A 13,201-nucleotide genomic window follows, 5' to 3' on the forward strand; every position below is an offset into this window, starting at 1 on the left:
CCCGGCGCTGAAGCGGCAAAATTTCCAACGCCATTTGTGCTCTGTAATTTGTGTTATAATGCGCCGCTGTACGCAGACACCGGGTCAGCGTAACCTTAGCTGAGTAAAACCTGTGACTGAGTGCCGCCCCTTTTCCGATTTCGCCCTATCCCCAGCCTTATTAAAAACCCTGCAAGAGCTTAACTTTGCCCAGGCCACAGCGGTACAAAGCGCCAGCTTACCGGCCATCCTGGCGGGTAAAGATGTCTTTGCTCAGGCGGCGACCGGCTCAGGTAAAACGGCAGCCTTTGCGCTGGGTTTACTCAGTAAACTGAATGTCGGCCGGTTTCGCATTCAAAGTCTGGTGCTGTGTCCAACCCGCGAGCTGGCCGAACAGGTGGCCAGCGAAATCCGTCTGCTGGCGCGCGGTATTCACAATATTAAGGTGCTGACATTGTGTGGCGGCGTGCCAGCCAAAGGCCAGATCCTGTCATTGGAACATGGTGCCCATATTATCGTCGGTACACCGGGACGGGTGCTTGATCATTTGCAGCAACAGCGGCTGGACCTTGCTGAAGTTTCCCAACTGGTACTGGATGAAGCAGATCGCATGCTGGAAATGGGCTTTGCCACTGAACTGGAGCAAATTCTGGCGGCACTGCCGCCAACTAAACAACAGCTACTGTTCAGTGCGACCTTTGCGCCGGAGGTAAAAAAACTGGCGCAGGCGCAGCTACATCAGCCCGAGGTGATCATTATCGATAGCCCGGCGCAGGCAGCACGCATTGCGCAACAATTTTATCTGCTGGAGCAACATAGCCGCAGTGAAGCGGTTAAGCGCCTATTACTTACGCTGCAGCCCGATAGCTGCGTGATCTTTGCCAATACCCGCAAAGAAGTACAGCAGCTGTATAGCGAATTACAGCAACAGGGCTTTAGTGTCGCCGCCCTGCATGGCGATCTGGAGCAACGCGAGCGCGAACAGCAACTGCTGCAATTTGCCAATGGCAGTTTGCAGCTGTTAGTGGCGACCGATGTCGCCGCCCGCGGTCTGGATATCGAAAAGCTGGATCTGGTGATCAATTATCAGCTGGCGCGTGATGTCGAAACCCATACTCACCGTATCGGCCGTACCGGTCGTGCCGGTAGCGAAGGTTTGGCCTGCTCGCTGTATACCGTCGACGACAGCCACAAATTGGCCGCGCTGGAGCAAGCCTTTGCCATTGAAATTGAACCGCTGCCGTTGCCTGCCGCCAATAGCAATCAGCCGCGGCAGCCGGCCATGGTGACGCTGGAAATTGGTGGCGGTAAAAAACAAAAATTACGCCCGGCGGATATTGTCGGCGCCCTGACCCGCGATAATAAACTGGCGTTTGCCGAAATTGGTAAAATTCAGCTGCAGGATTTCCGGGCCTATGTCGCGGTCAGCCGCAATGCCTATAAAGCCGCGTTACAACAGCTTAATCACAGTAAGATGAAAGGCCGCAGCTTTCGCGCCTGGTTACTAACCAACCAGTAAAAGCGCCTTAAAAATCTGAACTTAAGGTAGTTTTTCCAGAAAAACTGCCTATAGTTTAGACTTTTAGGAGAGCGTGCGATGAAAAATATTATTGACGAAGTTTATCAGGATAATAAGCTGGGACTGTTCCGGCAAATTACGATTTTTATTTGTGGGTTAGTTATCTGTCATCTAACCGATCAGCTGTTTGCCTTTTTATTCTCGTTTATGTATTTCAGCATGAGTCTGGATAACATTTTACGTTACCTGAAAAAATCTTCAGCACAGGTGACAGAGGTTGGAAACTCAAGCCCGCCTTAATCAAAACGCTTTTGCTGGCGTAACGCCTTGGTTTGCCCTTGCTGCTTTTTGCTTTGCAGCCGCTTTTGCTGGCTGCTGTAGCTGGGCTTAGTCGCCAGCCGTTTTTTCGGCGTTTTAGTGGCACTTTGCAACAGCGCCAGCAGCTGTGCCAGCGCCAGTTCACGGTTTTGCTCCTGACTGCGGCTCTGCTGACATTTAATGGTAATCTTACCGCTTTGGCTGATGCGATGATCGGCAAGTTTTAACAAGCGCTGCTGCAGCCAATCTGGCAAACCCGACTGGCGAATATCCAGCTGCAACAGCACCGCCGTCGACACCTTATTGACATGCTGACCACCCGGGCCAGAAGCGCGGACAAACTGCCAATTCAGCAGTTCTTCGTCAAGATAAATATCAGCCGTGATCGGTAGCACCGCTGCTTAACGCTCCCAGTAGGCTTCTTCCAGGCTGTCTTCGCGCTCTGGCAGGCCTTTAGACAGCCTGGGGGCATTTTGCACCAGGATCTCATAACTGACCCGGTTGGCATATTTACACAGCTGGGCAAACGACGAATAGGCCAGATAAGGCAACTCATGCTTGCTCGACAGCGGCTGTACCTGCTTATGATAGCTGTTCGCCGCCATATCGTGCAGGATGGCCGACAAGGCGCCATCTCCGGCACCATTGGTATTCTTAATCCGCTCCGGCCCGCCCAGGTAAGGGTCAATATGCGAATAGACTTTCAGCGGCTGCTGGCAATGCCGGCGCAGCATTGGCCGGCTAAATTCAAAGCGGTTAAAATCGGCCAGACTGGCAGACTTAATCGGATTTGAACTCTCGCGTTTAGTACGCTCGTCAGTATAGCCACACAGATACAAGCCCTCTGCCCCGGCGGTGATCAACACCATATCGGTAATTTCCAGTGCGGCCTCGGCTGCCAGCAGCGGATCGCGGAACCCGGTCAGGGCTTCGGCTTCCTGCTCGTTCATCGCCAGCACATTTACGTAATCATGAATGGTTTGCAGGATCTGGGCGCGGTTTTCTTCTACCAGATGGCGGGTACCCAGGCTCATTACCACCGGCACCTGATGGGCTTTGGCATCGGCCAGCGCCTTTAACATCGCCTGCTGGATCGGTTGCCCTGTTGCCCGAAGCGGATAAGCGCTGACCACAAAGGCAGCCGCACCGGCAATAATGGGGGTTGGAATATAGTCCGGCGCCAGCTGATCCATATCACTGGGGTCAATCACAAAGGTGCGCTCGCCATCCGGCGTGATCATGGTTATACCACGCCCGATATCGCCCGCCACCCCTTGCAGATGATTCATATCGACTTTCGAGCTGGTATGACAAACATAATGATAAGCAGGCGAACCCAGTGCAATATTGGCCGACATCACACCCAGCAATACCGATTTATCATCCGCCAGCACCGAGTAATTATGGATCGTATTGCCGATGGTGCCGCCGGCAAAATGATCGGAGATAGCGTTATTGACCACCAGCTCATGATAAATCCGGTTCGCTTTGTCATGCTCAACCAGGTTCGATAACCCCTTCGGGATCTCATACTTTGCCAAAAATTCGTCGGTAACACTGGCAACCACATCAACAATGGTTTGATCTAAACCGACAATATAGGTATCCAACGCCGGACGCACATCCAGACTGGGTAATTGCGGTTTGGGCTGAGAGACCGGAAAGTAATGCTTGATTTTACGCAGACCGGGAAATTTCATTAGCTGACGCTCGGTGACAAACAAAGCGTTATTTTAGCGAAAAAAACGCCGCAACGCGCGGCGAATTTTCGCTTAGTGGCAACATAATGGCGACTTAGTCGCGAATAGTCGCAAACAGTTGCGAATGGTTACTAATAGCGACGAAAAGTAGCGCAATCAGCGGTTATTGCGGCAGATCACGCAAAAACACCGGCTTATCAGGGCGGGAATGTTCAGCACTGTAGTAATAGCCGGCCAGATTAAAGCCCAGGATACCCTCCAGAGCCGTTAGCCGTTGCTGAATCACATAACGGGCCATTAAACCGCGGGCTTTCTTGGCGTAAAAGCTGATGATCTTGTACTGACCATTTTTCAGATCTTTAAACTCCGGGCTAATCACCCGCGCCTGCAGGGCTTTGGTATCGACCGCCTTAAAATATTCCTGCGACGCCAGATTTAACACCGTGTCGGTATTCAGCGCTGCCAGCTCGCTATTCAGATGGGCGGTTAAGCGGCTTTTCCAGAACGCATATAAATCTTTACCGGCCGGATTCGCCAGGCTGGTACCCATTTCCAGCCGGTAGGCCTGCATCAGATCCAGAGGCCTGAGCACGCCATAGAGGCCGCTTAAAATCCGCAGTTGCTGCTGCGCAAAGCTAAGGTCTGCCGCAGTTAAGCTCGCTGCGTCCAGTCCCTGATACACATCGCCGTTAAACATAAAGAGCGCGGCTTTAGCATTGTCAGGGGTAAAAGGCGGTTGCCACTGGGCAAAACGAGCGGCATTTAAGCCGGCCAGCTTGTCACTGATATGCATCAGCGAGCTTAAATCAGCCGGCGTCAGGGTTTTACAAATCGCGGCCAGCGCTGTGGCCTCGGCTAACAGCGCTGGCTGAGTCACCGCTAAGGGTGTGGCAGACGGAGTCAGGTCGAGATCTTTAGCCGGTGATACCAGCAACAACATAAGCGGGGCTCCTTTTCTTCAAAAAATCAGCGGTCAGAAAATCAGATATGCCAAAATAAAACATCAATAATTAGGGCTAACCTTTATACTGGCGCGGCAGCCCTTGCAGATCACGCAGGGCGCCATTATGCTTGTTCCAGGCGCGAATGCAAAGGATCCTGCCGCGAACTGCCGCCTGAGCGCGGCCGCTTGTCATCTTTTGTTCAGCCGCTCGACCTATACTGCAGGTTGACCGGCTAACACTCCGCTTATCGGCTGAACTTAGTACGATATTTGTTGTTTTATTACTACACTTTTAGCCGTTTAGCCGTATAATCAGTCTCAATTAACCAACAAAATGGTAAGTGAATAACATGAAAGATTTATTAACTCAGTTAAAAGCGGTCACCACCGTGGTGGTTGACAGTGGCGACCTGAATGCCATCGAGCAATTCCGGCCAGTGGATGCCACCACTAACCCGTCTTTGTTGTTAAATGCCAGCCAGTTAGATTTTGCTAAACCGATGCTGACTGCGGCTATCGCTTACGCCAAAACACAAAGTCAGGACCCGGCGCAGCAACTGGCCTTAGCCAGTGATAAATTCGCCGTCGATGTCGGCACCGCCATCAGTAAGCTGGTGCCGGGCCGGGTGTCTACTGAAGTCGACGCCCGTTTATCCTTTGATACTGCCGCCACTATCGCCAAGGCGCGCCAGTTGGTGGCCCTGTATCAACAAAATGGTATTGGCACCGACCGGATCCTGATCAAAATCGCCTCGACCTGGGAAGGCATTCAGGCCGCCAAAGTACTGGAGCAGGAAGGTATTCAGTGTAACCTGACCTTACTGTTCCATCTGGCACAGGCGCGGGCTTGCGCCGAGGCCGGCGTCTATCTGATTTCGCCCTTTGTTGGCCGGATCCTGGACTGGTACAAAGCCAATACCAAGCAAGACTATACCGCCGAGACCGATCCGGGTGTGTTGTCGGTACGCGAAATCTATCAGTTCTTTAAACAGCATGGCTACAGTACTATTGTGATGGGCGCTAGTTTCCGCAATATTGGCGAAGTATTAGCACTGGCCGGTTGCGATCGCCTGACGATCAGCCCGGCACTGCTGGATGAACTGAGCCAGCAACAGGGCGAGCTGGCAGTGAAACTGCAAGATCAAGGCGTCACGTCGGCCAAACCGGCGGCGTTAACCGAACAACAGTTCCGCTGGGCACTGAATGAAGATGCGATGGCGACCGAAAAACTGGCAGACGGGATCCGTAAATTTGCCATTGACCAGCGTAAGCTGGAAAGCCTGATCCAAAGCCAGCTGTAACGGGAGCACCGCATGACTGCCAGTTTAACTGCCTTATTAAAGCCATTGGCCGAGCGGCAACAGCCGCTGCGTCAGTTATTTGCTGCTGAGCCAAATCGCGCTGCGCGTTTTAGTGCCAAAGCTTGTGGTATCACGCTGGATTTCTCCAAAAATCTGTTGGACGACAGCAGCTGGCAAACCCTGCAGCAACTGGCCGCCCAAAGCAGCATCCGCCAGCTGTGTCAGCAAATGCAAGCCGGTGCCGCTATCAATAATACCGAGCAGCGTGCGGTCTGGCATACGCGGCTGCGGCAGCAAGATTTGCAAGACCTGCGGCTAAATGGCGAGGATATCGGTGCGGCGATTAGCGCCTGTCGCGCACAAATGGCGACACTAATCGACCAGCTCCACCAAGGGACTTACCTTGGTTATAGCGGCAAGCCAATTACCGATCTGATTTGGGTCGGCATTGGTGGCTCGCTGCTGGGCCCGCAAATGGCGGTGGAAGCCCTGACGCCCTATCATTGTAGTCCGGTGCGACTGCACTTTGCCGGCAATATCGATGGCGCTATTGTCAGCGATCTGACCAAACAACTGCAGCCTGAGACGACACTGGTGGTGGTTGCTTCAAAATCCTTTGGCACCGAAGAAACCAAACAAAATGCGTTAGCGCTGCGCGCCTGGTTTAGTGCTCAGGGCGCAGACAAAGCCGCTATCGCGCGACACTTCTGGGCCACCTCTGCCAATGTACAGGCGGCCGCCGAATTTGGCATTGTGCCACAGCATATCCTGCCGATGTGGGACTGGGTGGGTGGCCGTTATTCCCTCTGGTCAGCGATTGGCTTACCGGTTGCGCTGATGATTGGTAATGACGGTTTTAATCAGCTGTTAGCCGGTGCCGCCGCCATGGACCAACATTTCTTTAACGCGCCCTTTAGCGAAAACCTGCCAGTGATCCTGGCATTACTGGGCATCTGGTATATCAACGGTTTCGGCTGTCAGGCGCAGGCGCTGCTGCCTTATAGTCATTATCTGCGTTTACTGCCGTCTTATGTGCAACAACTGGATATGGAAAGTAATGGCAAGGCGGTCGATCGCCGCGGCCAGCCATTGAGCGATGTCACCGCCCCGGTGATCTGGGGTGATGCCGGCACCAATGGCCAGCATGCTTATCATCAGTTATTGCATCAAAGCCAGCTGAAAATCCCAGCCGACTTCCTGCTACCGCTAAAGGTCGCGCATCCGCTACAGGACCATCACCAGCGGCTGGCCGCGCATTGCTTTGCGCAAACCCAGGCGCTGATGCAGGGTAAGACCGAGCAGGAAGCTTATCAGGAATGTCTGGCACAGGGCATGACGGCGCAGGCGGCAGCAGAATTAGCCCCGCATAAGGCGTCACCTGGTAATAAACCCAGTAATACTTTATTACTGGATGAGTTATCACCCTATCATCTGGGCGCCTTGATCGCACTCTATGAACATAAGGTGTTCTGTCAGGGTGCGATCTGGCAACTGAATAGCTTTGACCAATGGGGCGTTGAGCTGGGCAAGCAGCTTTCTACACCTATTTATCAAGCACTTAAGGCGCAGGGTGACGCTCAGTTCGACAGTTCAACAGCGCAGTTGATTGCCCTGTTCCGCCAACAAAACCGCTAAACCCTGTTTAGCATCAGCAAGGCTGCCCGCGGGCAGCCTTTATTTTTTGCGCCGTCATCGTACTGTCACTTTTTAGTTTTATTTTTACACAAAGTGTGGTAGAAACTTGTTGAAAATAACAACAAGAAACAACAATCAGATGAGGCCGTAATTATGGAAAGCTTCGAAGACTTACTGAACATGTTGGAACGTCCGGCGGCGAAAACCCGCACCGTTAAGCGCAAATGGCGGGAAATTGAGGAATTGAAAGAACGCCAAAGGCTCAAAAAAGAGCTTTGTGACATTGATTGGACCATTGAACCGGAACTGATTGATATCGAATTATAAACAAAAGGGCCTGCAGCTAACTGCAGGCCCTTTTCGTTATTCGATACCGTCAATACGGCACAAGCGTCAGTTACAACACTGAGTGCCAGTTTATCGGCGTTTTGCCGGCGGCACGCAGTAGGCTATTGGTCTGTAAAAAATGGCCACAGCCCAGAAAGCCGCGATGCGCTGATAACGGCGACGGGTGGGGAGCCTGCAGAATATGATGCCGGCTGGCGTCAATTAGCCGCGCTTTCTTCTGCGCATGAGAGCCCCAGAGTAAAAACACCAATTGCTCACAGTGCTGGCTGATCTGTCGGATCACCTGATCAGTAAATTGCTCCCAGCCCAGGGCGCGATGCGAGTTCGGCTCATTTGCCACCACCGTCAACACGGTATTCAGCAATAACACGCCCTGCTCGGCCCAGCTTTGCAGGTAGCCATGTGACGGCACTTGAAAGTCTGCATATTCCAGCGCCAGCTCCTTGTAGATATTCAGCAACGAAGGCGGCACCCGTACGCCCGGCCTGACCGAAAACGCCAGCCCATGCGCCTGGTTTGGGCCATGATACGGATCCTGCCCCAGCACCACCACCTTCAGCTCAGATAACGGCGTCAGCTTAAACGCATTAAAGATTTCACTGTCCGGCGGATAGATCACCTGGCCACCGGCACGTGCCTGCTGGATCGCCGTCAGCGTTTGCTGAAAGTAGGGTTGTTGCTTTTCACTGCCAAGAAGGTCCTGCCATTGCATCAGCGATTATCCAGTTGTCGTAATACCTGCTCGAGGGTGGCAAAATCGGCCGGAATATCCCGGCTATAACTTTGCTCAGCGGCACATTTTGCCAAAGCCGCCGGTAAAGCGATAGGTGTTCCTAAAATATTCTCTACCTGTTCTTTAAACTTAGCCGGATGCGCTGTACCGAGGAAGATCCCCACCTCACCCGGCTGCAGGCTACGTTTTAACGCCTTATAGGCAACAGCCGCGTGCGGCTCACTCAGATAACCCTCTTGCGCCAGTAAGCGCATACCAAGCTGGGTGTCATCTTCATCGACCTTAACCGCCTCGATATCAGTCCGGCTCACTACCCCCTGCGCCAACAGCGCTTCTACCCTGGGCCAGTTATTCGGTGCACTGACGTCCATCGCATTCGATAAGGTGGCGATGGTTTTGTTGGGTTGCCACTGGCCGCTCTGCCAGTAACGCGGCACGGTATCATTCAGGTTCGTCGCAGCAACCATCCGCTTAATCGGCAGCCCCAGCGCCTTGGCAATCAGACCGGCAGTCAGGTTACCAAAGTTACCGCTGGGTACCGCTATCACCGCTTCTGAGCGTTGCTCGGCCGGCAGTTGGGCAATAGCTTCAAAGTAATAACAGATTTGCGCAAATAAACGACTGATATTAATCGAGTTGGCCGAGTTAATATTGTAGGTTTTTACCAGCTCCTGCTGATCAAAAACTTGCTTAACCAGCGCCTGACACTGGTCAAAGTCACCATCCACCGCCAGCGTGGTAATATTCTGCCCTAGAGTGGTAAACAGCTTTTCCTGCAGCAGACTGATCTTGCCTTTCGGATACAGGATCACCACCTCTACCCCAGGCTGCTGATAAAACGCATGCGCCACGGCCGCACCGGTATCGCCGGAGGTGGCCGTAACAATAGTGGTTTTGCGCCCGCCCTGGGCTTTGGCCAGCGCCTGCGCCATAAAGCGGCCACCAAAGTCTTTAAACGCCAGCGTCGGGCCATGAAACAGCTCCAGACAAAACGTCTGCGCCGTAACTGGCACCAGTGGCGCGGCAAAGGTAAAGGCGGCGCTCACCATCTGAGCGACTTCAGCCTCGGTTAGCTCATCGCCAATCAAGGCAGATAAAATCTTGGTACTGCGTGCTACCAGCGGTAAAGCGAGTAAAGCGTCAATATTCAGCTTTGGCCAGCTGGTTGGGAAAAATAAGCCTTGTTGCTGGCCCAGGCCCTGTCGGACCGCCTGTAAAAAACTGACTTGTTCGGTTGGGACTTTTAAATTGGTTAAAATCATCTTTATTACTCCGCGAGCGCTCTGGCGCCCTGTGGCGCTAACCGGCAGATGGCGGTCAGCGCGTCCTGATTCTTGGCATAATGGGCATTAAGGTAAGCCGCCGTCGCGGCAGCCTGCGCATCATCCCGGCAAAGCGCAAATACAGTCGGGCCGGCACCGGAAATCCCCAGGTGCAGCACCCCTTGCTCACTTAGGGCGTTACGCAAGGGCAATAATTCCGGCATCAGACTCTCCCGGGCTGGTTCTGCCACCCGATCCTGCAACGCCGCCGCGGCATCCTGTTCATCACCGGCGTAGAGCGCACTGACAAAGCGGCTGAGCATACCGGCAAAGGCGATACTGTCGGTTAAACTTAACTGCTGTGGCAAAACAGCACGCGCGGCCTTGGTCGAGAGTACAGTACCCGGATAACAGAGCACCACCCGCCAATGCTCGAACCAGGGCAAGCTGCGGCAAATCTGCGCACTATCCGGTAACATCAGCTGTAAGCCACCATAATAAGATGGCGCCACATTGTCATAATGCACACTGCCACTGACCCCGCCCTCCGCCACCGCCATTAACTGTAGCAGCTCACTCTGGCTAAACGGCTGGCCGAAATAGTCATTAAAGGCATAAAAAGCAACGACGATTGAACAGGCGCTGGAGCCTAAACCACTGCCGACCGGCAGCTGTTTATTAAGCTGCAAGCGCAGCCGGGGCAAGGGCTTACCCAGTGCCTGTTCAAAGGCATAAAAGGCTTTAAACACCAGATTATCTTCGGTTGCCGCCGGTAGCTGATGCAGATAGCGGCCGCTTAGCTGCAAACTGAGCTCTGCCGCCTCGCCCAGGATCAGCAGCTCATCACCAAGCAGGCTGCCGTCTACCGGTTCAAAGGCGGCGCCCAACAAGTCAAAACCGACGCTGAGATTGCCGGTCGAGGCCGGCGCATAATAACGCTTAGTTGAATGTGATTGCATAGACTATACCTGCTGCTGCCAGCTCAGGGTGCGCAGAATATCGCTAAAGACCCCGGCAGAGGTCACAGCAGCACCGGCACCATAACCGCGCAGCACAAAGGGGATAGGCTGATAATAGCGGCTTAAGATCGATAGCGCATTCTCACCGTCTTTTACTTTGGCCAGCGGATGATCAGCGGCCAGCGCTTTAATCGCGACCTTACATTTGCCATCGCGGATCTCGCCGATATAGCGCAGCACCTTACCCTCCGCTTTGGCAGCAGCCAGCCGCTCAGCAAAGGCCTGGTCTAATTGCGGCAGCTGCGCCATAAAATCTTCGACGTTAGCACCGGCAGCAAAACCGGCCGGCAACACCGAGTCCACTTCGACCTCACTCAGATCCAGCATTAAACCGGCTTCGCGCGCCATAATCAGTAGCTTGCGTGCCACATCCATACCGGATAAGTCATCGCGCGGATCAGGCTCAGTAAAGCCCATAGCGCGGGCTTTGGCGGTCACCACCGACAGCGGCACCCCGGCTTCCAGCTCGCCAAAGATATAGGATAAGGAGCCGGATAGAATGCCTTCAAAGGCCAGCAACTGATCGCCGGCATTTAGCAGCCCTTGCAGGGTATCGATTACCGGTAAACCGGCACCGACCGTGGTTTCATATAAAAAGCGTCGCCGTTGCTGCTGGGCAACAGCACGCAAGCGATGGTAATACTCCAGGCTGCTGGTATTGGCTTTTTTGTTTGGCGTAACGACATGGAAGCCGGCTGCCAGGAAATCTGCGTACTGGTCCGCCACTGCCTGAGCACTGGTGCAATCGACCAGTACCGGATTGGTTAAATGCTGTTCCTGGACAAAGCGGTTTAACTCCGCCAGCGAAAACTGTGCATTGGCCTCTGCCAATGCCGGCTGCCAGTTTTTCAGATCCACACCGTCTTTCGCCAATAACAGCTGCTTACTATTGGCGATACCGTAAACGGTAAGCTTAACCTGGCGCTGCTGTAAAAAGGCTTGTTGCCGTTCGATCTGGGCCAGTAATTCACTGCCGACCACCCCGCAACCGACCAGAAACACATCAATGCTGGGGATATGGCTGAAGAAGTTCTCATGGCAGACCTTAACTGCATTCTGACAGCTGCGCTGCTCGACTACCGCAGAGATCGAGCGCTCACTGCTATCCTGCGCAATGGCTACTACGTTCACCCGCGCCTGCGCCAGCGAAGCGAAGAACTTCGCAGCCACACCTCTGTGCTGCCGCATGCCATCGCCGACCAGGCTGACAATCGCCATATCAGATTGGATGGCTAATGGCCGTAGCAGTTTGTTTTGCAATTCTAATTCGAACTCGGCTTCCAGCGCCTTTTTCGCCGCCACCAGATGCAGCTGCGGCACACAGAAGCTGATGCTAAATTCCGACGAGGACTGGGTAATTAAGCTTACCGAAATCTGTGCGCGCGCCATGGCGGCAAATACCCGGCTGGCCATGCCCACCACGCCCTTTAAACCCGGGCCAGATACCGTAATCAGCGCCAGATGCTCAAGGCTGGAAATGCCCTTCACCAGCGCTTCACCATCGCCTTCCACATCGATACAGGTGCCCGGCGCACTGGGGTTAAGGGTATTTTTGATATAACAGGGAATTTGCACCCGCGCCAGCGGGCCGATTGTTTTCGGATGCAGCACCTTAGCACCGAAATAAGATAACTCCATCGCCTCATCGTAAGACAGACGATCGATTAAGCGGGTTTGTTTCACCTGCCGTGGATCGGCACTGTAGACGCCATCGACATCGGTCCAGATCTCACAGGCACTGGCTTTGATCGCCGCAGCAATGACGGCGGCGGAATAATCCGAACCATTGCGTCCCAATAAGGCCGTCTCGCCCTGGGCGTTACTGGAAACAAAGCCTGCCATCACATAGATGCTGGCTGGTGTCGCCGCCATAGCGGCATCAATCACGGTTGCTGTCGCCGCCACATCGGCAGTGGCATTTAAAAAATCACCCTGACTTTTCACCAGCTTTACCGAGTCCAGCGCCTGCACATCCGCACCTTTCCCCTCTAACAAGGCCGTCATCAGTGCCACGCTGAACTGCTCGCCCAGGCCCAGGATCTGCGCTTTAATATGATCCGGGCAAAACTTTAATAAACTCATGCCCTGTAACTGCCAGCCCAACTGCTGGATCTGGCTGTTGATCAGCGCCTGCACCTGCTGCCGGCGTGCTTCACTGACGCCTGGTACCTCGGCTAACAGTTGCTGGTAGCGCTGTTCAAGCTGGCTTAGCGGCGACTGAAAGTCGGCTCCCAGATAGGCCAGATCAGTTAATTCGACCAGCGTATTGGTTACGCCCTGCGGGGCCGATAACACCAGACAGACTTGTTCTGTTGTTGCCTGCTGCAACACAATTTGCGCCACTTCAGAAAATCTGGCCACCGACGCCAGCGATGACCCGCCAAATTTTAGCACCCTCATAATTTCTCCTCGCGCATCCAAGTCTTAAGTCGTTTTGTTATCGC

The 13,201-nt window shown here is 53.7% G+C and carries 12 protein-coding genes; 5 read left to right on the forward strand and 7 right to left on the reverse strand.

What is annotated here, in order from left to right:
• Window positions 1-112: 112 nt before the first annotated feature.
• Both dbpA and A9165_RS00495 read left to right on the forward strand, forming a co-directional pair.
• Window positions 113-1,498 carry an ATP-dependent RNA helicase DbpA gene (gene dbpA, locus A9165_RS00490; protein ID WP_065954553.1) on the forward strand — a complete coding sequence of 462 codons (1,386 nt, stop codon included), beginning with the start codon at window positions 113-115 and terminating at the stop codon, window positions 1,496-1,498.
• Window positions 1,499-1,576: 78 nt separating this feature from the next.
• Window positions 1,577-1,798, forward strand: coding sequence for a hypothetical protein (locus A9165_RS00495; protein ID WP_065954554.1), 222 nt, complete (start codon window positions 1,577-1,579; stop codon window positions 1,796-1,798).
• Here the strand turns inward: A9165_RS00495 and arfB are convergent.
• The 3 genes from arfB to yaaA form a co-directional block, all read right to left on the reverse strand.
• On the reverse strand, window positions 1,795-2,211 hold the full coding sequence (gene arfB, locus A9165_RS00500; protein ID WP_008607226.1) for an alternative ribosome rescue aminoacyl-tRNA hydrolase ArfB: 417 nt from the start codon (window positions 2,209-2,211) through the stop codon (window positions 1,795-1,797). The genes A9165_RS00495 and arfB overlap by 4 nt on opposite strands.
• 6 nt (window positions 2,212-2,217) lie before the next feature.
• Window positions 2,218-3,516, reverse strand: a complete 1,299-nt coding sequence (locus tag A9165_RS00505; protein WP_065954555.1) for an inosine/guanosine kinase — start codon at window positions 3,514-3,516, stop codon at window positions 2,218-2,220.
• A 163-nt stretch (window positions 3,517-3,679) separates the two neighbouring features.
• Entirely contained in the window at window positions 3,680-4,456 is a 777-nt protein-coding gene (gene yaaA, locus A9165_RS00510; protein ID WP_065954556.1) for a peroxide stress protein YaaA, read from the reverse strand.
• Between the two features lie 353 nt (window positions 4,457-4,809).
• Between yaaA and tal the strand changes: the two genes are divergently transcribed.
• From tal to A9165_RS16540, 3 genes are all read left to right on the forward strand, one after another.
• Window positions 4,810-5,760: a transaldolase gene (gene tal, locus A9165_RS00515; RefSeq protein ID WP_008607222.1), complete on the forward strand. Its 951-nt coding sequence runs from the start codon at window positions 4,810-4,812 to the stop codon at window positions 5,758-5,760.
• Window positions 5,761-5,772: 12 nt separating this feature from the next.
• A complete protein-coding gene (gene pgi / locus A9165_RS00520) occupies window positions 5,773-7,395 on the forward strand; it encodes a glucose-6-phosphate isomerase (protein WP_008951285.1) in 1,623 nt (540 codons plus the stop codon).
• 153 nt (window positions 7,396-7,548) lie between these two features.
• On the forward strand, window positions 7,549-7,722 hold the full coding sequence (locus A9165_RS16540) for a DUF3545 family protein (protein ID WP_008607219.1): 174 nt from the start codon (window positions 7,549-7,551) through the stop codon (window positions 7,720-7,722).
• 70 nt (window positions 7,723-7,792) lie between these two features.
• Here A9165_RS16540 and ung read toward each other — a convergent pair whose 3' ends face one another.
• From ung to thrA, 4 genes are read right to left on the reverse strand one after another with little or no spacing between them, the layout of a single operon-like run.
• Entirely contained in the window at window positions 7,793-8,455 is a 663-nt protein-coding gene (gene ung / locus A9165_RS00525) for a uracil-DNA glycosylase (protein WP_065954557.1), read from the reverse strand.
• Complete coding sequence (gene thrC / locus A9165_RS00530) at window positions 8,455-9,738, reverse strand: threonine synthase (RefSeq protein ID WP_065954558.1); 1,284 nt, start codon at window positions 9,736-9,738, stop codon at window positions 8,455-8,457. Before thrC ends, ung begins: the two co-directional genes overlap by 1 nt.
• A gap of 5 nt (window positions 9,739-9,743) precedes the next feature.
• Window positions 9,744-10,697, reverse strand: coding sequence for a homoserine kinase (gene thrB / locus A9165_RS00535; RefSeq protein WP_065954559.1), 954 nt, complete (start codon window positions 10,695-10,697; stop codon window positions 9,744-9,746).
• 3 nt (window positions 10,698-10,700) lie between these two features.
• Window positions 10,701-13,157 carry a bifunctional aspartate kinase/homoserine dehydrogenase I gene (gene thrA / locus A9165_RS00540; protein ID WP_065954560.1) on the reverse strand — a complete coding sequence of 819 codons (2,457 nt, stop codon included), beginning with the start codon at window positions 13,155-13,157 and terminating at the stop codon, window positions 10,701-10,703.
• Between the last annotated feature and the right edge of the window lie 44 nt (window positions 13,158-13,201).

Origin of the sequence: Alishewanella sp. HH-ZS (assembly GCF_001704375.1) — a bacterium.
GTDB lineage: Bacteria > Pseudomonadota > Gammaproteobacteria > Enterobacterales > Alteromonadaceae > Alishewanella > Alishewanella aestuarii.

Excerpts from the sequence above, each read along its gene's own strand:
- A9165_RS00505 (WP_065954555.1), bottom strand. The coding sequence starts at position 3,516 with ATGAAATTTCCCGGTCTGCGTAAAATCAAGCATTACTTTCCGGTCTCT.
- A9165_RS16540 (WP_008607219.1), top strand. The coding sequence starts at position 7,549 with ATGGAAAGCTTCGAAGACTTACTGAACATGTTGGAACGTCCGGCGGCG.
- yaaA (WP_065954556.1), bottom strand. The coding sequence starts at position 4,456 with ATGTTGTTGCTGGTATCACCGGCTAAAGATCTCGACCTGACTCCGTCT.
- tal (WP_008607222.1), top strand. The coding sequence starts at position 4,810 with ATGAAAGATTTATTAACTCAGTTAAAAGCGGTCACCACCGTGGTGGTT.
- thrB (WP_065954559.1), bottom strand. The coding sequence starts at position 10,697 with ATGCAATCACATTCAACTAAGCGTTATTATGCGCCGGCCTCGACCGGC.
- A9165_RS00495 (WP_065954554.1), top strand. The coding sequence starts at position 1,577 with ATGAAAAATATTATTGACGAAGTTTATCAGGATAATAAGCTGGGACTG.
- pgi (WP_008951285.1), top strand. The coding sequence starts at position 5,773 with ATGACTGCCAGTTTAACTGCCTTATTAAAGCCATTGGCCGAGCGGCAA.
- thrC (WP_065954558.1), bottom strand. The coding sequence starts at position 9,738 with ATGATTTTAACCAATTTAAAAGTCCCAACCGAACAAGTCAGTTTTTTA.
- thrA (WP_065954560.1), bottom strand. The coding sequence starts at position 13,157 with ATGAGGGTGCTAAAATTTGGCGGGTCATCGCTGGCGTCGGTGGCCAGA.
- ung (WP_065954557.1), bottom strand. The coding sequence starts at position 8,455 with ATGCAATGGCAGGACCTTCTTGGCAGTGAAAAGCAACAACCCTACTTT.